General features: G+C 54.0%; 21 protein-coding genes. 16 read left to right on the top strand and 5 right to left on the bottom strand.

What is annotated here, in order from left to right:
* The first annotated feature begins 12 nt into the window (after positions 1–12).
* From nnr to rlmB, 14 genes are all read left to right on the top strand, one after another.
* Positions 13–1,524 carry a bifunctional ADP-dependent NAD(P)H-hydrate dehydratase/NAD(P)H-hydrate epimerase gene (gene nnr, locus GA0061070_RS13220; RefSeq protein ID WP_090136570.1) on the top strand — a complete coding sequence of 504 codons (1,512 nt, stop codon included), beginning with the start codon at positions 13–15 and terminating at the stop codon, positions 1,522–1,524.
* A complete protein-coding gene (gene tsaE / locus GA0061070_RS13215; protein ID WP_090136569.1) occupies positions 1,517–1,978 on the top strand; it encodes a tRNA (adenosine(37)-N6)-threonylcarbamoyltransferase complex ATPase subunit type 1 TsaE in 462 nt (153 codons plus the stop codon). Before nnr ends, tsaE begins: the two co-directional genes overlap by 8 nt.
* 17 nt (positions 1,979–1,995) lie before the next feature.
* Positions 1,996–3,327, top strand: coding sequence for an N-acetylmuramoyl-L-alanine amidase AmiB (gene amiB, locus GA0061070_RS13210; RefSeq protein ID WP_090136568.1), 1,332 nt, complete (start codon positions 1,996–1,998; stop codon positions 3,325–3,327).
* An 11-nt stretch (positions 3,328–3,338) separates the two neighbouring features.
* On the top strand, positions 3,339–5,198 hold the full coding sequence (gene mutL / locus GA0061070_RS13205; protein WP_090136567.1) for a DNA mismatch repair endonuclease MutL: 1,860 nt from the start codon (positions 3,339–3,341) through the stop codon (positions 5,196–5,198).
* Positions 5,191–6,141 (top strand): tRNA (adenosine(37)-N6)-dimethylallyltransferase MiaA, encoded by a 951-nt coding sequence (gene miaA, locus GA0061070_RS13200; RefSeq protein ID WP_090136566.1) that lies wholly within the window; start codon positions 5,191–5,193, stop codon positions 6,139–6,141. Before mutL ends, miaA begins: the two co-directional genes overlap by 8 nt.
* Before the next feature lie 96 nt (positions 6,142–6,237).
* The gene (hfq, locus tag GA0061070_RS13195) at positions 6,238–6,543 is read left to right on the top strand and encodes an RNA chaperone Hfq (protein WP_090136565.1); all 306 of its coding nucleotides are present in this window, start codon (positions 6,238–6,240) and stop codon (positions 6,541–6,543) included.
* Positions 6,544–6,618: 75 nt separating this feature from the next.
* Positions 6,619–7,899, top strand: coding sequence for a ribosome rescue GTPase HflX (gene hflX, locus GA0061070_RS13190; RefSeq protein ID WP_090136564.1), 1,281 nt, complete (start codon positions 6,619–6,621; stop codon positions 7,897–7,899).
* Between the two features lie 84 nt (positions 7,900–7,983).
* Positions 7,984–9,240, top strand: coding sequence for an FtsH protease activity modulator HflK (gene hflK / locus GA0061070_RS13185; RefSeq protein WP_090136563.1), 1,257 nt, complete (start codon positions 7,984–7,986; stop codon positions 9,238–9,240).
* Positions 9,241–9,242: 2 nt separating this feature from the next.
* Positions 9,243–10,247, top strand: a complete 1,005-nt coding sequence (gene hflC / locus GA0061070_RS13180) for a protease modulator HflC (protein WP_090136562.1) — start codon at positions 9,243–9,245, stop codon at positions 10,245–10,247.
* Between the two features lie 75 nt (positions 10,248–10,322).
* Positions 10,323–10,520: a DUF2065 domain-containing protein gene (locus GA0061070_RS13175; protein WP_090136561.1), complete on the top strand. Its 198-nt coding sequence runs from the start codon at positions 10,323–10,325 to the stop codon at positions 10,518–10,520.
* Between the two features lie 102 nt (positions 10,521–10,622).
* Complete coding sequence (gene purA, locus GA0061070_RS13170) at positions 10,623–11,921, top strand: adenylosuccinate synthase (protein ID WP_090136560.1); 1,299 nt, start codon at positions 10,623–10,625, stop codon at positions 11,919–11,921.
* A gap of 154 nt (positions 11,922–12,075) precedes the next feature.
* Entirely contained in the window at positions 12,076–12,501 is a 426-nt protein-coding gene (gene nsrR, locus GA0061070_RS13165) for a nitric oxide-sensing transcriptional repressor NsrR (RefSeq protein WP_090136559.1), read from the top strand.
* Between the two features lie 38 nt (positions 12,502–12,539).
* Positions 12,540–14,990, top strand: a complete 2,451-nt coding sequence (gene rnr / locus GA0061070_RS13160; protein WP_090136558.1) for a ribonuclease R — start codon at positions 12,540–12,542, stop codon at positions 14,988–14,990.
* 346 nt (positions 14,991–15,336) lie between these two features.
* A complete protein-coding gene (gene rlmB, locus GA0061070_RS13155) occupies positions 15,337–16,071 on the top strand; it encodes a 23S rRNA (guanosine(2251)-2'-O)-methyltransferase RlmB (RefSeq protein ID WP_090136557.1) in 735 nt (244 codons plus the stop codon).
* A gap of 71 nt (positions 16,072–16,142) precedes the next feature.
* On the opposite strand, the gene GA0061070_RS13150 is transcribed toward rlmB, so the two are convergent.
* A complete protein-coding gene (locus GA0061070_RS13150; RefSeq protein WP_090136556.1) occupies positions 16,143–17,423 on the bottom strand; it encodes an MFS transporter in 1,281 nt (426 codons plus the stop codon).
* Between the two features lie 162 nt (positions 17,424–17,585).
* Between GA0061070_RS13150 and GA0061070_RS13145 the strand changes: the two genes are divergently transcribed.
* Positions 17,586–19,205 (top strand): isovaleryl-CoA dehydrogenase, encoded by a 1,620-nt coding sequence (locus tag GA0061070_RS13145; protein WP_090136596.1) that lies wholly within the window; start codon positions 17,586–17,588, stop codon positions 19,203–19,205.
* Here the strand turns inward: GA0061070_RS13145 and GA0061070_RS13140 are convergent.
* From GA0061070_RS13140 to bsmA, 3 genes are all read right to left on the bottom strand, one after another.
* Positions 19,202–21,136, bottom strand: a complete 1,935-nt coding sequence (locus GA0061070_RS13140) for a methyl-accepting chemotaxis protein (protein ID WP_090136555.1) — start codon at positions 21,134–21,136, stop codon at positions 19,202–19,204. The genes GA0061070_RS13145 and GA0061070_RS13140 overlap by 4 nt on opposite strands.
* A gap of 172 nt (positions 21,137–21,308) precedes the next feature.
* Positions 21,309–21,584: a DUF1471 family protease activator YjfN gene (gene yjfN, locus GA0061070_RS13135; RefSeq protein WP_090136554.1), complete on the bottom strand. Its 276-nt coding sequence runs from the start codon at positions 21,582–21,584 to the stop codon at positions 21,309–21,311.
* A gap of 132 nt (positions 21,585–21,716) precedes the next feature.
* Positions 21,717–22,046 carry a biofilm peroxide resistance protein BsmA gene (gene bsmA, locus GA0061070_RS13130; RefSeq protein WP_090136553.1) on the bottom strand — a complete coding sequence of 110 codons (330 nt, stop codon included), beginning with the start codon at positions 22,044–22,046 and terminating at the stop codon, positions 21,717–21,719.
* Between the two features lie 187 nt (positions 22,047–22,233).
* Here bsmA and yjfP point away from each other — a divergent pair, with 187 nt between their 5' ends.
* Positions 22,234–22,983, top strand: a complete 750-nt coding sequence (gene yjfP, locus GA0061070_RS13125; RefSeq protein ID WP_090136552.1) for an esterase — start codon at positions 22,234–22,236, stop codon at positions 22,981–22,983.
* On the opposite strand, the gene ulaR is transcribed toward yjfP, so the two are convergent.
* The gene (gene ulaR / locus GA0061070_RS13120; protein ID WP_090136551.1) at positions 22,984–23,739 is read right to left on the bottom strand and encodes an HTH-type transcriptional regulator UlaR; all 756 of its coding nucleotides are present in this window, start codon (positions 23,737–23,739) and stop codon (positions 22,984–22,986) included. It abuts the gene before it with no gap.
* Positions 23,740–23,835 lie beyond the last annotated feature (96 nt).

Below are 23,835 nucleotides of genomic sequence, written 5' to 3'. Positions count from 1 at the left end.
CGGACCATAGAAATGAAGAAAAACGAAGCAAGTATACCACATTCTGTCTGGCCGGCGGCTGAGATGAAACGCGTGGAACACGAGGCGGCAGACAGCCTCGGCATCACACTCTATGAACTTATGCAGCGCGCGGGCGAAGCCGCGTTTGCCGTCGCGCGGGAGCAATTTCCTGACACGCATAGCTGGCTGGTGCTTTGCGGGCACGGTAATAACGGTGGCGACGGCTATGTTGTTGCGCGTTTGGCGGCGGCGGCGGGCATTGCCGTGACGCTGCTGGCGCTGGAGAGTAGCAAACCATTGCCGGAAGAGGCTACAACCGCACGTGAAGCCTGGCTTGATGCAGGCGGTGTCATCCATGCCGCTGATGTCGACTGGCCGGACGACGTGGATTTAATTATCGATGCTTTGCTTGGAACGGGGCTTATCAGCGCGCCGCGTGACGATGTCGCTGTGCTAATTGAACATGCCAACCTGCATTCAGCGCCGGTGCTGGCGCTGGATATCCCCTCCGGCCTGAATGCGCAAACCGGCACGACGCCGGGCGCAGCCATTCAGGCGCAGCACACTGTGACTTTTATCGCGCTTAAACCGGGATTGCTGACCGGCAAAGCGCGTGATGTCGTCGGCCAGTTGCATCACCATGCTCTTGGGCTTGAAGTCTGGCTTAATGGCCAGCAAGCGCCGCTTTCCCGTTTTGATGACAGCCAGTTAGCGCAGTGGCTACCACCGCGCCGTCCAACAGCGCATAAAGGCGATCATGGGCGGTTGGTGATCATTGGCGGCGATCACGGCACGGCGGGTGCCATCCGTATGGCCGGTGAAGCCGCGCTGCGCGCAGGCGCCGGCCTGGTTCGCGTGTTGACGCGTAGCGAGAATATCTCGCCCATTATCACTGCCCGTCCAGAACTTATGGTCCATGAACTAACGGCGGCATCGCTGGATGAAAGCCTGGAGTGGGCGGATGTGGTGGTGATAGGGCCAGGGCTTGGGCAGCAAGAGTGGGGCAAAAAAGCGCTGCAAAAAGTGGAGAATTTTCGTAAGCCGATGCTGTGGGACGCCGATGCGTTGAACCTTCTGGCAATCAATCCCGATAAACGTCACAATCGCGTATTGACGCCGCATCCCGGCGAGGCAGCGCGTTTGCTCAACTGTAGCGTGGCGGAAATTGAAAGCGATCGCTTACTTTCTGCTCAACGTCTGGTAAAACGTTACGCTGGCGTGGTAGTGCTGAAAGGTGCGGGTACGGTGGTGGCGAGCGAGGCCGGTGAGGCAGGCATTGTTGATACCGGAAATGCCGGAATGGCGAGCGGTGGTATGGGAGACGTGCTGTCGGGCATTATTGGTGCGCTGCTCGGTCAGAAACTAAGTTTGTATGATGCGGCTTGCGCCGGATGCGTTGCACATGGCGCAGCGGCCGACAGACAGGCGGCACAATATGGTCAGCGAGGTATGCTGGCCACAGATCTTTTTATGACGCTTTTGCGTGTTGTTAACCCGGATGTAGTTGATACAAAAGATGATTAATCGAGTTATTCCTTTACCTGACGAGCAATCGACACTGGATCTCGGCAACCGCGTAGCGCAGGCCTGCGACGGCGCGACTGTGATTTATCTATATGGCGATCTCGGTGCGGGTAAAACCACCTTTAGCCGGGGCTTTTTGCAGGCTTTAGGTCATAACGGGAATGTCAAAAGCCCGACCTACACGCTGGTGGAGCCTTACGCCCTTGATAAACTGATGGTGTATCACTTCGATCTCTACCGCCTTGCGGACCCGGAGGAGCTGGAGTTTATGGGGATCCGCGATTATTTTGCCAACGACGCAATTTGCCTGGTCGAGTGGCCGCAACAAGGTGCGGGTGTACTGCCTGACCCGGATGTCGAAATCCATTTAGATTACCAGGCGCAGGGGCGTGAGGCGCGCATTCGTGCTGTTTCCTCATCTGGTGAGTCGTTGCTGGCGCGTATGGCCGGTTAAGCAGGAAGGGTGACGGGATGATCTCTCGCGTGAAAGGTTGGTTGGCGGCAGTTCTTTTGCTGGCGTGCGCTCACGCTGGCGCAGCAAGTTTAGCCGATATTCAGGTGTCCAATGGTGACAGCCAGGCGCGTATCACCTTTAGTTTTATGGGCGATCCTGAATATGCGTTTTCGCAACAGGATAAGCGCAGCGTGGCGCTGGATATCAAACAGACTGGTGTTATTCAGGGGTTGCCGTTGCAGTTCAGCGGCAACAATCTGGTGAAAAGTATTCGCGCGGGTACGTCAAAAAATAACCAGTCGATCCGTCTGGTAGTAGATTTGACGCAGAATGGCAAAACCCGTGCGGTGAAACAGCAAAATGGCGCGGGTTACAAGGTGGTATTTACCATCGATGCTGACGTTCCGCCACCACCACCGCCGCCGCCGGTGGTGGCGAAGCGAGTCGAGACGCCTGTTGTTACGCCGCGCCCGACGCAGCCTGGACGTAACCCATTTAAATCAGATAATGACCGCATTACCAGCGTTATCAGCAGCAACACCGTGACGCGTCCGGCGGTGCAGTCGCGCATGATATCTGGCGATAAAGTTGTAATTGCGATTGACGCCGGGCATGGCGGCCAGGATCCTGGCGCAATTGGCTCCGGTGGCACGGAAGAGAAAAATGTCACCATTTCCATCGCTCGTAAATTGCGTGCGCTGCTGAATGACGATCCGATGTTCAAACCGGTAATGACTCGCGACGGCGATTATTTTATCTCCGTAATGGGGCGTTCCGATGTGGCGCGTAAGCAGAATGCCAACTTTCTTGTCTCGATCCACGCCGATGCTGCGCCAAACCGTGATGTAACCGGAGCATCGGTCTGGGTGCTGTCGAACCGTCGGGCCAACAGCGAGATGGCGGGCTGGCTGGAGCAGCATGAGAAACAATCCGAATTGCTGGGCGGCGCGGGTGACATGCTGGCGAACAGCCAGTCTGACCCCTATCTCAGCCAGGCGGTGCTCGATTTACAGTTCGGCCATTCCCAGCGCGTAGGTTATGATGTCGCCACGAACATACTGGGCCAGCTTCAGCGCGTGGGGACATTACATAAATTCCGTCCGGAACATGCCAGCCTTGGCGTGCTGCGCTCGCCGGATATTCCGTCGGTACTGGTTGAAACCGGTTTTATCAGCAACAGCGGCGAAGAGCGTTTGCTGGCCAGCGATGCCTACCAGCAGCAAATCGCCGAAGCGATTTACGGTGGCCTGCGTAACTATTTCCTCGCTCATCCATTGCAATCCGCGCCGCAGGGCGGAGGCGGGCAAACGGCCAGCGCCGCAGCGCCTGCAAGCGGTCTGCTTAACTAAGGATATTTTTCATGCCGATACAGGTTCTTCCGCCGCAGCTTGCGAACCAGATCGCCGCTGGCGAAGTGGTTGAACGCCCAGCGTCGGTGGTAAAAGAGCTGGTTGAAAACAGTCTTGATGCCGGGGCTACGCGTATCGATATCGACATCGAACGCGGCGGTGCGAAGCTTATTCGCATCCGCGATAACGGCAGCGGCATCAAGAAAGATGAGCTGGCGCTGGCGCTGGCTCGCCATGCCACCAGTAAAATCGCCTCGCTTGACGATCTGGAAGCGATTATCAGCCTCGGTTTTCGCGGCGAAGCGCTGGCCAGTATCAGTTCAGTCTCCCGTTTAACGCTCACTTCCCGTACTGTCGATCAGCAAGAAGCGTGGCAAGCCTACGCGGAAGGCCGCGATATGGAGGTAACGGTAAAACCTGCTGCGCACCCTGTTGGCACCACGCTGGAAGTACTGGATCTGTTCTACAACACGCCGGCGCGGCGTAAGTTTATGCGTACGGAAAAAACCGAGTTTGGTCATATTGATGAGGTGATCCGTCGTATTGCACTGGCGCGTTTTGACGTCACTATCAATCTGAATCACAACGGGAAACTGGTGCGCCAGTACCGAGCCGTTGCCGAAGGCGCACCAAAAGAACGTCGGCTTGGAGCTATATGCGGTACGGCGTTTCTGGAACAGGCGCTTGAGATTGCCTGGCAGCACGGCGATTTATCTCTGCATGGTTGGGTGGCCGATCCTAACAGTACCAGCAGCGCGTTTGCTGAGATCCAGTATTGCTACGTGAATGGCCGCATGATGCGTGACCGGTTAATTAATCACGCCATTCGGCAGGCATGTGAAGATAAGCTGGGTGCCGATCAGCAACCAGCTTTTGTGCTTTATCTGAAAATTGACCCACACCAGGTGGATGTAAACGTGCACCCGGCAAAACATGAAGTACGCTTCCATCAATCGCGACTGGTGCATGATTTTATTTATCAGGGCGTATTGAGTGTGCTGCAACAGCAGCTCGAAGCGCCGCTTCAACAGGAAATGGAGTCTGTGCCGCGCGCCTTGCCGGAGAACCGTGTCGCTGCCGGGCGTAACCAGTTTGCTGCGCCGCCCGTTGCCCGGGAACCCGAAGCAGCGCGTTATTCATCATCGGCTTCCAGCGCATCACGCGGAAGCAACGGTGCTACGGGGCAAGCGTGGCCGAATGCGCAGCCAGGGTATCAGAAACAGCAGGGGGCGCTCTATCGCCAGTTGCTGGAAACACCTGCAACTGAACGTAAAACCGAAAGCCACGCTTCTGTTGTTCCTGCTCTGGAAGGACATTGCCAGAGTTTTGGTCGCGTGCTGACTCTGATCGCACCACATTTTGCCTTGCTTGAGCGTGATGGCGCCCTTGCGCTGTTGGCGCTGCCGGTGGCTGAACGTTGGCTGCGGCTGGCACAGCTCTCCCCGGATAATGCGCCAGTATGTGGCCAGCCGCTGCTGATCCCGGTACGTTTAAAAATTTCCCCTGAGGAGAGTGCGGCGCTGAAGCGTGCACAGCCAGTGCTGGCAGGCATGGGGATTGAATTGCTGCTCGACGGCCAGCATGTGACTATTCGTGCAGTGCCTTTACCCTTGCGCCAACAAAATTTACAAATCTTGATTCCTGCTCTGATAGGCTACCTGGCGCAGCAGACAAGCATTGATGTGGTGAATATAACCCAGTGGCTGGCTCGTCATCTGACGAGCGATCATCCGCAATGGAGTGTGGCGCAGGCGATCACCCTGCTGGCCGATGTCGAACGGCTTTGTCCGCATCTGGTGAAGACCCCGCCAGATGGTTTATTACAACCTGTAGAGCTACAAACGGCGATGAACGCCCTGAAACATGAGTGAAGTGAGTAAGGCAAGCCTGCCGAAGGCAATTTTTTTGATGGGGCCGACGGCCTCCGGCAAGACGGCGTTAGCCATTGAGTTACGTAAAGTTTTGCCAGTAGAGTTGATAAGCGTTGATTCTGCCCTTATCTATCAGGGCATGGATATCGGCACCGCTAAGCCGAGCGTGGAAGAGTTACGTGCCGCACCGCATCGGCTGCTGGACATTCTCGATCCTGCGCAGGCTTATTCCGCTGCCGATTTTCGCCGCGATGCACTGGCGGCGATGCAGGAGATCACCGAAGCAGGGCGTATTCCTCTGCTGGTGGGCGGTACAATGCTCTACTTTAAAGCGCTGCTGGAAGGGTTATCGCCTTTGCCATCAGCCGATGCAAAAGTTAGAGCGGAAATAGAAAAACAGGCGGCAGAGCGTGGATGGGAAGCGTTGCATCAACAGTTACGGGATATTGACCCCGTTGCCGCAGCGCGGATTCATCCAAATGATCCGCAAAGGCTTTCCCGGGCACTGGAAGTTTTTTTCATTTCGGGTAAAACTTTAACGGACCTGACGCAAACGTCAGGAGACGCTCTGCCTTACCAGGTGCATCAGTTCGCCATCGCCCCGGCGAGCCGTGAACTGCTCCATCAGCGGATCGAGCAGCGTTTTCATCAGATGTTAGCTTCAGGTTTTGAAGCAGAAGTGCGGGCGCTTTTTGCTCGCGGAGATTTGCATACGGATATGCCTTCCATTCGTTGTGTGGGATACCGCCAGATGTGGTCGTATTTTGAAGGTGAAATCACATACGATGAAATGGTTTATCGAGGTATTTGCGCCACGAGGCAGTTAGCCAAGCGGCAGATAACCTGGCTGCGGGGCTGGGATGGCGTTCACTGGTTAGAGAGTGAAAAGCCAGAAAAGTCTTACCGTGATGTGTTACAGGTTGTTAGTGCTATCGCAGGGTGAATGTGTACAATTAAGTCGCATCGTGCGCGAATTTTTACGCAGTTTTCAGAACCTTCGGGTTCTAAGTACAAAACAAGCATATAAGGAAAAGATAGAATGGCTAAGGGGCAATCTTTACAAGACCCGTTCCTGAACGCACTGCGTCGGGAACGTGTTCCAGTTTCAATTTATTTGGTGAATGGTATTAAGCTGCAAGGGCAAATTGAGTCTTTCGATCAGTTCGTGATTCTGTTGAAGAACACGGTCAGCCAGATGGTCTATAAGCACGCGATTTCTACTGTTGTTCCATCTCGTCCGGTTTCTCATCACAGCAACAATGCGGGCGGCGGTACCGGCAGTAACTACCATCACGGTAGCAACGCGCAGGGCTCTGCACAGCAAGACGGCGAAGAAACCGAATAAGGTTGACGGCTGATTTTCCAGATCGGGGAGCCAGTTAAACTGTGTTCCCCGCTGGTATTATATGAGGATTTACGCTTGTTTGACCGTTATGACGCCGGTGAGCAGGCGGTACTGGTACACATCTATTTTTCGCAAGACAAAGATATGGAAGACCTCCAGGAGTTTGAATCTCTGGTCTCTTCCGCCGGTGTCGAAGCAATGCAGGTGATTACCGGTAGCCGTAAAGCACCGCACCCCAAGTACTTTGTTGGTGAAGGTAAAGCAGTAGAAATTGCGGATGCCGTAAAATCAGCGGGTGCTTCCGTCGTGCTCTTTGATCATGCGTTAACCCCAGCCCAGGAACGAAACCTGGAGAGACTGTGCGAATGTCGGGTTATCGATCGTACCGGTCTGATTTTAGATATTTTTGCCCAGCGTGCACGCACGCACGAGGGGAAATTGCAGGTTGAGTTGGCACAGTTGCGCCATCTGGCGACGCGTCTGGTGCGCGGCTGGACCCACCTTGAACGACAAAAAGGCGGGATTGGTTTGCGCGGCCCGGGTGAAACCCAGCTCGAAACCGACCGTCGTTTGCTGCGTAATCGAATTACCCAGATCCTCTCGCGCCTTGAAAAAGTTGAGAAGCAGCGCGAGCAGGGACGGCGCTCCCGCACGAAAGCCGATATTCCAACGGTTTCGCTGGTGGGCTATACCAACGCCGGTAAATCCACGTTGTTTAACCAGATTACCGAAGCGCAAGTCTACGCGGCGGATCAGCTGTTTGCGACGCTGGATCCCACACTTCGTCGTATTGACGTAGCGGATGTTGGCGAAACAGTGCTGGCCGATACGGTCGGGTTTATTCGCCATCTGCCGCACGATCTTGTGGCGGCATTTAAAGCGACCTTGCAGGAGACGCGTCAGGCGACGCTGCTGCTGCATGTGATTGACGCTGCCGATGTGCGCGTGCAAGAGAACATTGATGCAGTGAATACGGTGCTTGAAGAGATTGAAGCGCACGAGATCCCAACACTGCTGGTGATGAACAAGATCGATATGCTGGAAGATTTTGAGCCGCGTATCGACCGGGATGAAGAGAATAAACCAATCCGTGTCTGGCTTTCTGCGCAGACGGGGGTTGGCGTACCACTGTTATTCCAGGCTTTAACAGAGCGTCTTTCCGGTGAAGTCGCGCAGCACACGCTGCGTTTACCACCGGAGAAAGGACGTCTGAGAAGCCGGTTTTACCAGCTTCAGGCAATAGAAAAAGAGTGGATGGAAGACGATGGCAGCGTAGGTTTGCAGGTGCGTATGCCGATTGTCGACTGGCGTCGACTCTGTAAACAAGAACCGGCACTCGAAGAATACGTCGTTTGACCGGCAGCCTGAAGATTTTTCCCCTTTGGGGGTGCCCGCGAGTCCGGGCATACACCGCACGATATATACATATGGAGCACATACATGGCGTGGAATCAGCCCGGTAACAACGGACAGGACCGCGACCCGTGGGGAAGCAGCAAACCAGGCGGCAACTCTGAGGGAAATGGAAACAAAGGTGGTCGCGATCAGGGACCACCTGATCTGGATGATATTTTCCGCAAACTGAGTAAAAAACTCGGTGGCCTGGGCGGTGGTAAAAGTACCGGGGGCGCACCTGGTTCCTCTGGCCCTCGCGGTCAGGCGGGTGGACGTATTGTCGGCATCGTTGCCGCAGCAGCCGTGATTATCTGGGCTGCGACCGGGTTCTATACCATTAAAGAAGCAGAACGTGGTGTCGTTACTCGCTTCGGTAAGTTCAGCCATTTGGTTGAGCCGGGTCTGAACTGGAAGCCGACCTTTATCGATAACGTGACGGCGGTAAACGTCGAATCGGTTCGTGAACTGGCGGCTTCTGGCGTGATGCTCACGTCTGATGAAAACGTCGTGCGCGTTGAGATGAACGTGCAGTACCGCGTGACCGATCCAGAGCGTTACCTGTTCAGCGTCACCAGCGCCGATGACAGCCTGCGCCAGGCAACCGACAGCGCCCTGCGCGGTGTGATCGGTAAATATTCCATGGACCGTATTCTGACCGAAGGGCGTACCGTTATTCGTAGCGATACCCAGCGTGAGCTGGAAGAGACCATTCGTCCGTACAACATGGGGATTACCCTGCTCGACGTCAACTTCCAGGCAGCACGTCCGCCGGAAGAGGTGAAGGCTGCGTTTGACGATGCGATTGCAGCACGTGAAAACGAGCAGCAGTACATCCGTGAAGCGGAAGCTTACAGCAACGAAGTTCAGCCGCGCGCAAACGGTCAGGCACAGCGTATTCTCGAAGAGGCGCGCGCTTATAAGACGCAGACCATCCTGGAAGCTCAGGGTGAAGTGGCGCGTTTCGCGAAGATCCTGCCGGAATATAAAGCCGCGCCTGAAATTACCCGTGAGCGTCTGTATATCGAAACCATGGAAAAAGTGCTGAGCCATACCCGCAAGGTGCTGGTTAACGATAAAGGTGGCAACATGATGGTATTGCCACTGGATCAGATGCTGAAAGGCGGCACGAGCGCACCTGCGGCAAAGAGTGACAGCAGTGGCGCAAACAACCCGCTGCGCCTGCCACCTGCGTCCAACACTGGCAGCAGCGCGAACAGCGCCCCGGCGCCATCTGCCGGAAACATTATGGACCAACGCCGCGTAAACGCGCAGCGTAACGACTACCAGCGTCAGGGGGAATAACGATGCGTAAGTCAGTTATCACGATCATCATCATCGTGCTGGTAGTGCTCTACACCTCTACTTTTGTGGTGAAAGAAGGCGAGCGCGGAATTTCACTGCGCTTTGGTAAAGTATTGCGTGACGACGAAAATAAGCCGCTGGTTTATGCGCCAGGCTTGCACTTTAAGCTGCCGTTTATCGAATCGGTTAAACTGCTTGATGCGCGTATTCAGACCATGGATAACCAGGCCGATCGCTTTGTCACTAAAGAGAAGAAAGACCTGATTGTTGACTCTTATATTAAGTGGCGCATCAGTGATTTCAGCCGTTATTATCTGGCGACCGGCGGCGGTGACGTCTCCCAGGCCGAGGTGCTGCTGAAACGTAAGTTCTCTGACCGTCTGCGTTCTGAAATTGGTCGCCTGGATGTGAAAGACATCGTTACCGATTCTCGTGGTCGTCTGACGCTGGAAGTGCGTGATGCGCTGAACTCCGGTTCTTCGGGGACGGGAGACGAAGTGGCGACGTCGGCAGCAGATGACGCCATTGCTAAAGCCGCTGAGCGCGTACAGGCTGAAACCAACGGTAAAGTACCGGTTATCAACCCAAACAGTATGGCTGCGCTGGGTATCGAAGTGGTCGACGTGCGTATCAAGCAGATCAACCTGCCGACAGAAGTGTCGGATGCGATCTACAACCGTATGCGCGCCGAGCGTGAAGCGGTAGCCCGTCGTCACCGTTCTCAGGGCCAGGAAGAAGCGGAAAAACTGCGTGCCGCAGCAGACTACGAAGTGACGAAAACACTGGCGGAATCTGAGCGTCAGGGACGTATCCTGCGCGGTGAAGGTGATGCTGAAGCTGCAAAACTGTTTGCCGATGCCTTTAGTCAGGATCCGGATTTCTATGCCTTTATCCGCAGCCTGCGTGCATACGAAAATAGCTTTGATAGCAACCAGGATGTGATGGTGCTCAGCCCGGACAGCGATTTCTTCCGTTATATGAAAACGCCGACTTCCGCGACACGCTAAGTTTGCGCCTACGGTTTTCATAATAAAAACCACCGCCAAAATTCGGCGGTGGTTTTGTTTTTTTAAGGATTAGACATGAATTCGACAATCTGGCTCGCCCTGGCGCTGGTTTTAGTCTTTGAAGGCCTTGGTCCGATGCTTTATCCGCGTGCCTGGCGGCGTATGATTGCCTCACTGAGCCTGCTTCCGGACCATCTTCTGCGTCGTTTTGGCGGCGGGCTTGTGGTTGCGGGGATAGTGATCTACTACATGTTGAGGAAAACGATTGGCTGAGCGAAAAGCGGGCGTCTTTGGTCAATTTTGCACGGAAAAAGTGCTGAATCTGAAAAAAAGCGGTGGTAGAATCCATTTTTAAGCAAACGGTGATTTTGAAAAATGGGTAACAACGTCGTCGTACTGGGCACCCAATGGGGTGACGAAGGTAAAGGGAAGATTGTTGATCTTCTGACTGAACGGGCTAAATATGTTGTGCGCTACCAGGGCGGTCACAACGCAGGCCATACTCTCGTAATCAACGGTGAAAAAACCGTCCTCCATCTTATTCCATCAGGCATTCTTCGCGAAAACGTCACCAGCATTATCGGTAACGGTGTTGTGCTGGCGCCGAGCGCGCTGATGAAAGAGATGAAAGAACTGGAAGACCGTGGTATCCCGGTTCGCGAACGTCTGCTGCTTTCCGAAGCATGCCCGTTAATCCTTGATTATCACGTTGCGCTCGACGTTGCGCGTGAAAAAGCGCGCGGCGCGAAAGCCATCGGCACCACCGGCCGTGGCATTGGCCCTGCTTACGAAGATAAAGTGGCTCGTCGCGGTCTGCGCGTGGGCGATCTGTTCGATAAAGCGACTTTCGCCGACAAACTCAAAGAAGTGATGGAATATCACAACTTCCAGCTGGTGAACTTCTATAAAGTCGAAGCTGTTGACTACCAGAAAGTGCTGGATGATGTGATGGCGATAGCCGACATCCTGACTGCGATGGTTGTGGACGTTTCCGACCTGCTGGATCAGGCGCGTCGACGTGGCGATTTCGTCATGTTCGAAGGTGCGCAGGGTACGCTGCTGGACATCGACCACGGTACTTATCCGTACGTAACCTCTTCCAACACTACGGCAGGCGGCGTCGCTACTGGTTCCGGTCTTGGACCGCGTTACGTTGATTACGTGCTGGGTATTATCAAAGCATACTCCACACGTGTAGGCGCTGGCCCGTTCCCGACCGAGCTGTTCGACGATATTGGCGAGTTCCTGTGCAAACAGGGTAACGAATACGGTGCAACTACCGGCCGTCGTCGCCGTACCGGCTGGCTGGATACGGTTGCTGTGCGTCGTGCTGTGCAGATCAACTCCCTTTCTGGCTTCTGCCTGACCAAGCTGGACGTGCTTGATGGCCTGAAAGAGGTGAAAATCTGCGTTGCTTACCGTATGCCGGATGGTCGCGAAGTGACGACTACGCCGCTGGCCGCTGACAACTGGGAAGGTATCGAGCCGATTTACGAAACGATGCCTGGCTGGTCTGAGTCTACTTTTGGTGTGAAAGAGCGCAGCGGTCTGCCGCAGGCGGCGCTGAATTACATCAAACGTATTGAAGAACTTACTGGTGTGCCGATTGATATTATCTCAACTGGCCCGGATCGTACTGAAACCATGATCCTGCGCGATCCGTTCGACGCGTAATAATGTTGTTCCGGGGCGCGTTTTACGCGTCCCGTCTCCTCGCTTTTTTTTCCCTTCTGTTCAAATAAATTAGCGGCATGACTAGTGGCTGGTTTATCATCAATAGAGTCAATACCTGCGGGTATCTCATCTTTTCCCATTTATTGAGGTTGATGTGCAGTTAACGAGTTTTACCGATTACGGTTTACGCGCCCTGATTTATATGGCATCGCTGCCTAATGGAAAAATGACCAGCATTACGGAGGTCACGGAAACATATGGCGTATCCCGTAATCATATGGTCAAAATAATCAACCAGCTAAGTCGTGAAGGCTATGTTGCGGCCGTGAGAGGGAAAAACGGTGGGATTCGGCTGGGGAAACCCGCGCAGGATATCCGCATTGGTGATGTTGTCCGTTCGCTGGAGCCGCTTGCGCTGGTCAATTGCAGCAGCGAATTTTGCCATATCACCAGTGCCTGTCGCCTCAAAAAGGCGCTTGCCAAAGCCGTGCAAAGTTTTCTCAAGGAGCTGGATAACTACACGTTGGCCGATTTGGTTGAAGAGAATCAATCGCTTTACAAATTATTGCTGGTGGAATGACGCAAATTTCCGCCAGAGCTGACTACGGAGGACCCGCAATGTCACAAGACCCTTTCCTCGAACGAGAATCTGAAAAATATACCAACCCCATTCCCAGCCGCGAATTTATCCTCGATCACTTAGCCAAACGCGAAAGACCTGCCAGCCGCGATGAACTGGCGGTTGAACTGAATATCGAAGGCGAAGAACAAAATGAAGCGCTGCGACGTCGTTTACGCGCCATGGAACGTGACGGCCAACTGGTGTTTACCCGCCGTCAGTGCTACGCCTTACCGGAACGGCTGGACCTGCTGAAAGGTGTGGTGATCGGCCACCGCGACGGCTATGGCTTCCTGCGCGTCGAAGGGCGTAAAGACGATCTTTACCTCTCCAGCGAGCAGATGAAAACCTGCATCCACGGCGACCAGGTACTGGCGCAGCCCCTGGGAGCTGATCGCAAAGGCCGCCGCGAAGCGCGCATTGTACGTATTCTGGTGCCCAAAACCGGGCAAATCGTTGGCCGTTACTTTACTGATGCCGGCGTCGGTTTTGTGGTGCCGGACGACAGCCGTATGAGCTTTGACATCCTGATCCCGCCGGAAGAAACCATGAGTGCGCGCATGGGCTTTGTGGTGGTGGTGGAGTTAACCCAGCGTCCGACACGCCGTACCAAAGCACTCGGCAAGATTGTTGAAGTGCTCGGCGACAACATGGGTACCGGCATGGCTGTCGATATGGCGCTACGCACCCATGAAATTCCCTACCAGTGGCCGCCTGAAGTCGAAAAACAGATTGCAGGGCTGAAAGAGCAAGTTCCGGAGGAGGCAAAAGCGGGACGTGTGGATGTGCGCGATCTGCCGCTGGTCACCATCGATGGCGAAGACGCCCGCGATTTCGATGACGCCGTCTATTGCGAGAAGAAACGTGGCGGCGGCTGGCGTTTGTGGGTGGCGATTGCCGATGTGAGCTATTACGTGCGTCACGGGACGCCACTCGACAATGAAGCCCGCAACCGTGGCACTTCGGTGTATTTCCCGTCACAGGTCGTGCCTATGCTGCCGGAAGTGCTCTCGAACGGGCTTTGTTCGCTCAACCCACAGGTTGATCGCCTGTGTATGGTCTGCGAAATGACCGTCTCGTCGAAAGGCCGCCTGACCGGTTTTAAATTCTACGAGGCGGTGATGAGCTCCCATGCACGTCTGACCTACACCAAAGTGTGGCATATGTTGCAGGGGGATCAGGAGCTGCGCGAGCAGTATGCGCCGCTGGTGAAACATATCGAAGAGTTGCATAACCTCTACAAAGTGCTTGACCAGGCGCGTGCTGAACGCGGCGGTATCTCGTTTGAGAGTGAAGAAGCTAAGTTTATCTTCAACGCCGAGCGCCGCATTGAACGCATCGAACAGACTCAGCGTAACGATGCGCACAAACTGATTGAAGAGTGCATGATCCTCGCCAACATCTCGGCAGCGCGTTTCGTCGAGAAAGTCAGCGAACCGGCGTTGTTCCGTATTCACGATAAACCGACCAACGATGCGATTACCGCATTTCGTTCCGTGCTCGCCGAGTTGGGGCTGGAACTGCCGGGCGGCAACAAACCGGAGCCGCGCGATTATGCAACGCTGCTGGAGTCGATTGCCGATCGTCCCGATCACGAGATGCTACAAACCATGCTGCTGCGCTCGATGAAGCAGGCGATTTACGATCCGGAAAACCGTGGCCACTTCGGGCTGGCGCTGCAATCTTATGCGCACTTTACGTCACCTATCCGTCGTTATCCGGACTTGTCATTGCACCGCGCCATTAAGTATCTGCTGGCGAAAGAGCAGGGGCTAAAGGGCAACAGCACAGAAACCGGCGGCTGGCACTACAGCATGGAAGAGGTGCTGCAACTGGGCCAGCACTGTTCGATGACTGAACGCCGCGCGGATGAAGCCACCCGTGAAGTGTCGGATTGGCTGAAGTGCGATTTCATGCAGGATCATGTGGGCAGTATCTTCCCGGGTGTTATCGCCAGCGTTACCGGCTTCGGTTTCTTTGTGCGCCTGGACGAGCTGTTTATCGATGGTCTGGTGCATGTCTCTTCGCTGGACAACGACTACTACCGTTTTGACCAGATTGGTCAGCGTCTGATTGGTGAATCCGGTGGGCAAACTTATCGCCTTGGCGATCGCGTGGAAGTGAAGGTTGAAGCCGTCAATATGGATGAGCGTAAGATCGACTTCTCGTTGATCTCCAGCGAACGCACGCCGCGCAATGTCGGTAAAACCGAGCGTGAAAGAACGAAAAAAGGTGCACAGGGTAAAAACGTTGACGGTAGGAAGCCGCCACGTCGCCAGATGGGGAAAAAGGTGAATTTTGAGTCGGATAGTGCCTTCCGCGGTGATGCTGCTGGTAAAGGTAAAAGCAAAAGCAAAGCGAAAAAAGCCAAAAACCCCTCGGCAAAAACGCAAAAAATAGCTGCTGCCACCAAAGCTAAACGCGCGGCGAAAAAGAAAGTCGGCCAGTAATATTTGTGAAGCCCTTCCACTGTGAAGGGCTTTTTTAATCCATTTCGTATTTATCTAAAACCGTGCATTTCGCTTCGGTTTATCTCTGTTTTCCTGGCAGCGATTGTACATCTGGCCCGTTTCCCCGCCTTTCATTAGGTCATTTTCCGACGCCGTTAGAACCGTTGGGCGCTCCCAAAATATGGATCACGCTACTGGCAACACAGGGAAACAAGCTGGGCTGGTGGCAAAACGGCATCTGAGTTAGTGAGATACTTTCTGCGGCGCGTGTCGGTTATAATGAGCGCAGATGATGAGAATCACAGCCCACATAACACGGCGAAACCGCCCCAAACGAGTACCATCAATGAGTGAAATGATTTACGGCATCCATGCGGTGCAGGCACTGCTGGAGCGCGCCCCGGAGCGTTTTCAGGAAGTCTTTATTCTGAAAGGCCGCGAAGACAAACGTCTGCTGCCGCTGATCCATGCTCTGGAAGCGCAGGGTGTGGTGATCCAGGTGGCGAATCGCCAGTATCTGGATGAGAAAAGCGAAGGGGCGGTGCATCAGGGCATCATTGCACGGGTGAAACCAGGGCGTCAGTATCAGGAGAACGATCTGCCGGATCTGATCGCTAGCCTCGATCAACCGTTCCTGCTGATCCTTGATGGCGTTACCGATCCGCATAATCTTGGTGCATGCTTGCGCAGTGCAGATGCGGCAGGCGTTCACGCGGTGATTGTGCCGAAAGACAAATCCGCGCAGTTGAATGCGACCGCGAAAAAAGTGGCTTGCGGCGCAGCGGAAAGCGTTCCGCTGATCCGCGTCACCAACCTTGCGCGTACCATGCGTCAGTTGCAGGAAGAGAATATCTGGATCGTTGGCACCGCCGGTGAAGCGGACCACACTCTGTTCCAGAGCAAAATGACCGGGCCGATGGCGCTGGTCATGGGCGCGGAAGGAGAAGGTATGCGCCGCCTGACCCGCGAACACTGTGATGAGCTGATCAGCATTCCGATGGCGGGCAGCGTTTCATCGTTGAACGTCTCGGTGGCGACTGGCATCTGCCTTTTTGAAGCCGTGCGCCAGCGTACTAAATAAACAGCAAAACCTTCCTTCGGAGGGTTTTTTATATTTGCCCCTCTCCTCGTGGGTGAGGACAGCAGGCCGCACTATTCCTCTAATGAACGCTGATGATCGTCCTTCCGGAGTGTCATCAGCGCAATCACACTCACTACCGCCGTTACCATCACATACCAGGCCGGAATATCCAGATTTCCCGTTTGCTTAATCAACCCGGTAATAATCAACCCCGCACAGCCTGAGAAAATCGCATTCGACAGTGAATAGGCCAGTCCCAGACCGGTGTAACGTACGCGCGTGGGAAACATCTCCGCCAGCATGGCAGGGCCGGGCCCTGCCAGCATGCCCACCAGTCCACCAGCGATAAACACTACGAATGCCTTGACCAGTAACGTGCTGGATTCCGCTTGTAAAACTTTCAGCAGTGGTAACGCAAGGAGAAGTAGTAGAACGGCGGCGGTGACCATCACGGTGCGTCGGCCAATACGATCACTCAGCATGCCTGAGGGGAGAATGGTCAGTGCGAACCCGACGTTTGAAATCACCGCAATCAGTAGCGCCTGATTAAAGCCAGTGTGCAGCGCCGACTGAAGGTAGGTTGGCATAATTACCAGGTAAGTATAGCCTGACGCCGACCAGACCATCAGACGACCAATCCCGGTGATAATGACCTTTAGCGTACTGGCGAAACTGGCTGCCTGAGGAGGAATCGCCTGCGTTTGCTGGCGAACAAAACTGGGTGTCTCTTCCATGTTGACGCGAAGCCAGAGTGCAACGCCTCCCATTGGAATGGCGATGAAAAATGGAATTCGCCAGCCCCAGGCGTAGAGTGCTTCGGGGCTGAGTAACACCGACAGGAGCGCCACCACACCAGCTCCCACCAGCAGCCCGAGGGCGACGGTCAATGACTGCCACGCACCGTACAAACCGCGCTTACCTCGCGGAGCAAACTCGGTCATCAGCGAGACGGCTCCGCCGTATTCCCCGCCGGCAAATAGCCCCTGCAAAATCCGTAAAAGGGTAATGAGCAGCGGTGCGGCGACGCCAATGCTGGCATAAACCGGCACCACGCCAATGGCCGCTGTCGCCAGCGTCATCGATACGAGGACAATAATCAGCGTCGGCTTGCGTCCGATTCGGTCACCCATACGACCAAATACCACTGCACCCAACGGACGGAAGAAAAAGGCCACTGCAAATGCGGCATAGGTCAGGATCAGACTGGTGATAGCAGATTCACCTTCGAGGGTAAAAAAGTTCTTCGCAATCACCGTGGCAAGAAAGCCATAGACGGCAAACTCGTACCATTCGATAAAATTGCCGATAGAGCCTGCAACCAGCGCTCTTTTTTGTGCATGTGTTGTTGTCATGGACGTTACCGTTCCTGGTTTCATATCATTAAGCCTCGCCGCTAAGTACGGGTAACGCAAACAGAAAACCTCCATACGCACCGTTTTGTGACCGCTATCGCGTGCGGAACGCCTCCCATCTGCCCATACTTATTACCTATGCCATTCATGGAGGGCAAACAGATGCACTGGCAAACGCATACCGTTTTCAATCAACCTATCCCACTGAATAACAGCAATCTTTTCCTTTCTGATCGGGCTCTGTATGACGCTGTTATCCGCGAAGGGGCTGCCTGGGATACTGATTTACTGGCCAGTATTGGCCAGCAATTGGGTACGGCAGAATCGCTGGAACTCGGCAGGCTGGCCAATGTGAACCCACCGGAACTGCTGCGTTATGATCCGACGGGTGCACGACTCGACGATGTACGGTTTCACCCGGCATGGCACCTACTGATGCAAGGCCTGTGCGCCAACCGTGTTCACAACCTGGCGTGGGAAGAGGATGCACGCAGCGGTTCTTTCGTCGCCCGCGCCGCCCGGTTTGTGCTCCATGCGCAGGTGGAAGCCGGTTCGTTATGCCCTATTACCATGACCTTTGCCGCCACGCCGTTATTGCAGCATTCTCTTCCTGCATCTTTCAGGGATTGGCTAAAACCGCTGATGAGTGACCGTTACGACCCGCATCTCGCACCAGGCAATCAAAAGCGCGGCCTGCTGATTGGCATGGGGATGACGGAAAAACAGGGCGGTTCGGACGTGCTCAGTAATACCACACGGGCGCAACGCAGCGGCGACAGCTATCGGCTGGTGGGGCATAAATGGTTTTTCTCAGTGCCGCAGAGCGATGCTCATCTGGTTCTGGCGCAGGCGGAAGGCGGGCTCTCCTGCTTTTTTGTGCCACGTTTTTTACCCGATGGACAGCGCAACGGTGTGCGGCTGGAGCGCCTGAAAGATAAGCTGGGTAACCGCTCGAATGCCAGCAGTGAAGCGGAATTCTGCGATGCCTGCGGCTGGTTGGTAGGGGAAGAGGGTGATGGCGTGCGTCAAATCCTCAAAATGGGTGGCCTGACCCGCTTTGACTGTGCGCTGGGGAGTCATGGTCTGATGCGTCGGGCATTTTCCGTGGCTCTGTATTATGCCCATCAACGTCAGGCATTTGGGAAAAATCTCGTCGACCAGCCAATTATGAGGGAAGTCCTTAGCCGGATGGCGTTGCAACTGGAAGGGCAGACCGCATTTTTATTTCGCCTTGCCCGTGCCTGGGATGGCCGAGCCACGCCGGAAGAGACCCTTTGGGCACGGCTATTTACCCCCGTTGCGAAATTTGCGATCAGCAAAGCGGGTATGCCTTTTGTTGCCGAAGCCATGGAAGTTCTGGGCGGTATTGGCTATTGCGAAGAGAGTGAGCTTCCCCGGCTTTATCGGGAAATGCCGGTAAACAGCATCTGGGAGGGCTCCGGCAATATAATGTGCCTTGATGTGTTACGCGTACTGGCCAAACAGCAGGGCATCAGTGAGTTATTGCACGATGCGTTTGGTGCGGTCAAAGGCCAGGACAGGCATTTTGATCGTGCATGGCGCCAGTTACAGCAACAGCTGCGTAAGCCTCTGGAGGCGCAAGGGCGGGAGATTACCCAACAGCTGTATCTGTTAGCGACGGGGGCACAAATGTTGCAGTTCGCTTCCCCGTCGATAGCACAAGCCTGGTGCCGGATGATGCTGGATACACGCGGCGCGTCAGTTGTGACTGAGCAGGTAAAAAATGACCTGCTGCTGCGTGCCACGGGCGGTGCCGGTTAGTCCGTTTTCAGGCTAAACAAGCGAACCACCTCTGTCAGATGCTCCCCTTTTTCGCGCAGTGTGCCAGCAGTTTGCTCACTGCGCGAAACCCGTCCTGCGTTAATATGCGTGGCTTCACCAATATGCGTCATGGCGGTATTGACCTGATTAATGCCTGCCGACTGCTCATGAGAGGCGTTGTTAATCTCATTAACCAACTGGTTAATGTGGTTCATATGCGCGGTGATGGATTCCATCGCCTGTCGGGTATTGTTGGATAAGGTATGACCCTCACGGACTTTTTTGAGCGTATCGCTGGTTAGCGCATCGATCTCTTTTACCGCATTGGCGCTGCGTGCTGCCAGCGCCCGTACTTCCTGGGCTACGACGGCAAATCCTTTACCATGTTCCCCGGCGCGAGCGGCTTCAACCGCAGCGTTAAGTGCCAGGATATTGGTCTGGAAGGCGATAGATTCAATCACATGGGTGATGTCGGCAATCCGCTGAGAAGCGGTACGAATCGCATCCATGGTCGCAACCGCTTCTTCGACGGTTATTCCACCCTTTTGTACTTCCTGGGTGGTTTCGTTCACCAGCGACTGCATCTCTTCCATATTGGCAGCATTCTGCTGTAGAGTCGCGGCAAGTTGCTCCATGCTGGCTGAGGTCTCCTCGACGCTGCTGGCCTGCTTGTTAATTTGCTCACTGATTTCACTGCTGTCGGCGGCAAGCGCATTGGTACCGTGGTGAATATCACTGGCGGATTCACGTACTTGTAAAACAATGGCGTGCAAGCCATTCCCGATCCCGTTGATGGCATCAATGAGTTGTCCCACTTCGTCCTGACGTTTGACTTCCAGACTGGCCCGTAGATCACCAGATGCATAACGGCTGGCCAGACCGATGGCATCACGCAAAGGACGGGTTAACCAGCGGCGGACAATCACTACAAACAGCGCGGCGAACAGCAAAGAGAGCACCAGTCCGGCTATCAGGAACTGGTTGCGTAGCGTGGTGACATCATTGAGCAATACCGCTTTGTCGACTTCGCCCACCACTGTCCAGTTCCAGCCGGGCACGGTTATCCAGGAGAGCAATTGTCGATGGCCATCGGGGCGCTGCTGTTCCAGCGTACCGGAGGTCTCTTGCAGAATGGTATTCAGGTCGCGTTCATCCCACTGCGGACGTTTACCCTCTTCGCTGGGGTGGAACAGGTAGTTACCGTAGTTCTTGCCATTATTGCGATCCAGGACGTAGAAATGGCCACTATCACCAAGCTGGCGCCCGAGGATCTTACTACGCATGATCTCCCATGAATGGGTGATGTCCATGCCGACAAACAAAATGGCTATGGTGTTGCCGCTGTTATCTTTTACCGGCTGGTATTGCGTGATGTAGCGCTTACCGAATAATAAGGCCAGCCCACGGTACGTTTCGCCTTTCAACGCCGGGGCAAAGGCCGGGCTGGCTTTATCCAGCTTCGTGCCTATCGCACGATCACCATTCTCTTTGCGTAACGAGGTGGCAATGCGCACAAAGTCATCGCCGCTGCGCACAAACAGCGTGGCGATAGCCCCGGTGCGGGTAAGAAAATCATCAACAGTGGCGTTGTTTTCGTGAAGATCACTGTTACCCCCTTTCAGCAAGGGAACGTTAATACCGTTAATTTCACGGCGTTGCGCCTGATCAATGGTCACAGGTTGAGGCAAAAAACTGTTAAACAGACGGGTATAGCTTTCCACCTCTTCGCTCAGGCTGCTGTTAAACATTTCCACCATATCCTGGACGCCCGTGGACTGATTATGGAGATCTTCCACCGCCAGCGTTTCTAGTTGTTGGCTGGCTTTGTTGCTTAACAGAAAAGTGAAAACCAGGAAAAGCACGGCTACGCTTGTGCCCGTCAGAAGAGAAAGTTTGGAGCCGAGTCCAATGCGACTAAAAAAGGTGCTCATAAAAGATCCGCTGAAAAGAGTGTCAGCACCTTCAACGGCAATAATTCGATAACATTTAATTTGTCAATGTAACAAAATGTTACAAAAGTATATCTGTATGGTAGCTTATTGTTGGGAAGCAGTAAACAAAAAAGCCACTTGATAAAAGTGGCTTTTTGGGGGAAATGACATGTCAGGCATAAAGTATGGCCTGCACCCGCCAGTTATCGACCCGTTGTTCTTCCTGCATCTGGATAATACGGTACCAGGATGCCCCTTGTTCGTCAGCTTTCAACGCGATGATACGCTCCACATCTTGTGGGCTTCCGGAAACATTGTTGACAGAAATCAGGCCTATTTCATTCAGCCCGGTGACGCAGTCAGCGCTCGCGAACTCTGCTGGCTGCGCTGTTATGCTGTCTAAGCCTGTAGAAAGCAACAGTGAGTTTAAGGCAAGAGATCGTTTCATATTAGCTCCATTCCATGTTACCCCGATTTTTTTCCAGGGCACTCCTTCGCATGAAAATTCCATGCAGTCCATTGTGCACAGGCAAACATAAAAGGACGCAAAGCAGTGTAAATCTTCCTTAAACCCAGATGCTTAATGACGATACAATATAGCCCTTGCGTACCAGCGGCCTGGAATTACCGTGTCATCCATCATTATAATGACGTAGTAATCTGCTTTTTCAGCGGTAGCTCTGGCTTTTATCTCATCTTCAACATCCATAGGTGAACCCCGCACCCATACGTTAAACGCACCCATTTCCTGTAGGTTTTGCGTCTGATTACGACTGATCTCCTGCGGATGATCACTGATGGGCGGGGCGGGCTGTGGCTTACCTTCCAGCACGCTACATCCACTCAAAAACAGCGCCACAATAAGGGAGAGAAACCAGCGCATCATGTTTTCATGTCTCCTGATAGCCATAGTGTAGTTCCATAATAAATGGGCAAGGAGGGAATGTTCCCAGTTTTGCTGTTGCCAATATAAGTTTCGAATGAAAATGCGATCGGCGCAGCATCTTTATCTCAATGCCGACATTTGATATGTGAACACCGACTTGCACCTTCGAAGACGTGATGGCATACCAGCACTATAGATCAAGGAGAGGCCAATGATTGAACTCGACGTACGGCATTTTGCCGGAATTGAAACATTGCACGCGTTCCCGGCGGGAAAAGGGGAACAGCCGTTACCCTGTATTGTTTTTTACCACGGATTTACCTCTTCCAAATTGGTATATAGCTATTTTGCTGTGGCGCTGGCTCAGGCCGGGTTTCGGGTCGTCATGCCTGATGCTCCGGACCATGGTGCCCGGTTTGACGGTGATGAAATGCGTCGGCTCAAGCGTTTCTGGCAAATCTTGCAGGGAAATTTTGCTGAGTTTGCGTCGCTGAAAGCGGCGCTGTACCGGCAGGGATTAATTGAAAATCACCGGCTGGGCGTGGGGGGCGCATCCATGGGTGGCATGACGGCGCTCGGTATTATGACGCAGTTCCCGGAGGTCAAGAGCATTGCCTGCCTGATGGGTTCCGGCTATTTTTCCACCCTGGCAAGTACCCTTTTCCCGCCGCTGGAGGTGATCACGCCGGAACAGCAAGTAGCATTCGATGCGATTGTTGCGCCGTTAGCAAAATGGGATGTCGGTGGGCAGTTAGCACAGCTTGCCAACCGTCCGCTTTTTCTCTGGCACGGGGAGGAAGACGATGTGGTACCCGCAGTGGAAACATTACGCCTGCAGCAGTCATTGACGGCTGCAAACCTGGACGAGCGGTTAACCTGTTTGTGGGAAGCAGGCGTAAAGCATCGCATCACACCTACCGCCCTGGCGGCCACCGTCCGCTTCTTCACCGAACATCTGTAACTACACGCGCATCACTTTAACCCCCTGGTCCTCAAGTTTTTTGAGGATTTCGGGGTTAGCCTGTTTCCCGGTAATCACCAAATCGATTTGATCAGCGTTGCTGAACAGCATACCCGCACGCTCACCGACTTTGCTGCTGTCCACCAGAACGACCAGTTTCCCCACCATGTTTAGCATCTTCTGTTCGGCCATGGCAGTCAGCATGTCGGTTTTATAAAGCCCTTCTGCCGTCAGCCCTTTTCCACTGGTAAACATCCAGTGACCGGCATAGAGACTGTTTTCACTACTTTGCGGGCTCAGCGTGATGGACTGCGTCTTGTTGTATTGTCCGCCCATGATGACCACGCTTTCATGTTCTTGTTCGATAAGGTAATTGGCGAGCGGTAGGTAGTTAGTGATGATTTGTACTGGTTTACCACAGATTTCACGTCCCAGCAGAAAGGCGGTTGATCCACAGTTGATCACCACGCTTTCGCCAGCGCTAACGAGCTGTGATGCGGCTCTGGCGATACGTACTTTTTCATCGTGGTGGAGTGCTTCATGGATATTCATTGGCGACCAGCGCGGGCGTTGCTGGCTGATGGCTTCGGCACCGTTACGCACTTTCTTGAGTTTGCCACTTTCATCAAGTTTATTGATATCGCGACGTGCGGTTGCAGGAGAAACGCCCAGGCTGGCGATCACTTCTTCAACCGTAATAAAGCCTGTCTGCGCCAGTTTATCCAGCAGTATTTGATGTCGTTGCGCTTCCGTCATGAGCTATTCCGATGATTAATGATGTAAAAAGAGGATATTTGAAATAGCCTGAAATTACTAAAGATAAGTGCACGATACTGATGATAAAAAGCGGGT

It is taken from the genome of Kosakonia oryziphila (assembly GCF_900094795.1).
GTDB lineage: Bacteria > Pseudomonadota > Gammaproteobacteria > Enterobacterales > Enterobacteriaceae > Kosakonia > Kosakonia oryziphila.
The sequence above is the reverse complement of the archived record's forward strand: the minus strand, read 5'-3'. Positions and strand labels throughout refer to the sequence as shown.

Bases quoted from the DNA above. Each gene is read 5' to 3' on its own strand.
- purA (WP_090136560.1), top strand. From the start codon at position 10,623: ATGGGTAACAACGTCGTCGTACTGGGCACCCAATGGGGTGACGAAGGT.
- GA0061070_RS13175 (WP_090136561.1), top strand. From the start codon at position 10,323: ATGAATTCGACAATCTGGCTCGCCCTGGCGCTGGTTTTAGTCTTTGAA.
- rnr (WP_090136558.1), top strand. From the start codon at position 12,540: ATGTCACAAGACCCTTTCCTCGAACGAGAATCTGAAAAATATACCAAC.
- mutL (WP_090136567.1), top strand. From the start codon at position 3,339: ATGCCGATACAGGTTCTTCCGCCGCAGCTTGCGAACCAGATCGCCGCT.
- bsmA (WP_090136553.1), bottom strand. From the start codon at position 22,046: ATGGCTATCAGGAGACATGAAAACATGATGCGCTGGTTTCTCTCCCTT.
- hflK (WP_090136563.1), top strand. From the start codon at position 7,984: ATGGCGTGGAATCAGCCCGGTAACAACGGACAGGACCGCGACCCGTGG.
- yjfP (WP_090136552.1), top strand. From the start codon at position 22,234: ATGATTGAACTCGACGTACGGCATTTTGCCGGAATTGAAACATTGCAC.
- tsaE (WP_090136569.1), top strand. From the start codon at position 1,517: ATGATTAATCGAGTTATTCCTTTACCTGACGAGCAATCGACACTGGAT.
- GA0061070_RS13150 (WP_090136556.1), bottom strand. From the start codon at position 17,423: ATGACAACAACACATGCACAAAAAAGAGCGCTGGTTGCAGGCTCTATC.
- ulaR (WP_090136551.1), bottom strand. From the start codon at position 23,739: ATGACGGAAGCGCAACGACATCAAATACTGCTGGATAAACTGGCGCAG.
- amiB (WP_090136568.1), top strand. From the start codon at position 1,996: ATGATCTCTCGCGTGAAAGGTTGGTTGGCGGCAGTTCTTTTGCTGGCG.
- GA0061070_RS13145 (WP_090136596.1), top strand. From the start codon at position 17,586: ATGCACTGGCAAACGCATACCGTTTTCAATCAACCTATCCCACTGAAT.
- hfq (WP_090136565.1), top strand. From the start codon at position 6,238: ATGGCTAAGGGGCAATCTTTACAAGACCCGTTCCTGAACGCACTGCGT.
- rlmB (WP_090136557.1), top strand. From the start codon at position 15,337: ATGAGTGAAATGATTTACGGCATCCATGCGGTGCAGGCACTGCTGGAG.
- miaA (WP_090136566.1), top strand. From the start codon at position 5,191: ATGAGTGAAGTGAGTAAGGCAAGCCTGCCGAAGGCAATTTTTTTGATG.
- hflC (WP_090136562.1), top strand. From the start codon at position 9,243: ATGCGTAAGTCAGTTATCACGATCATCATCATCGTGCTGGTAGTGCTC.
- nnr (WP_090136570.1), top strand. From the start codon at position 13: ATGAAGAAAAACGAAGCAAGTATACCACATTCTGTCTGGCCGGCGGCT.
- GA0061070_RS13140 (WP_090136555.1), bottom strand. From the start codon at position 21,136: ATGAGCACCTTTTTTAGTCGCATTGGACTCGGCTCCAAACTTTCTCTT.
- yjfN (WP_090136554.1), bottom strand. From the start codon at position 21,584: ATGAAACGATCTCTTGCCTTAAACTCACTGTTGCTTTCTACAGGCTTA.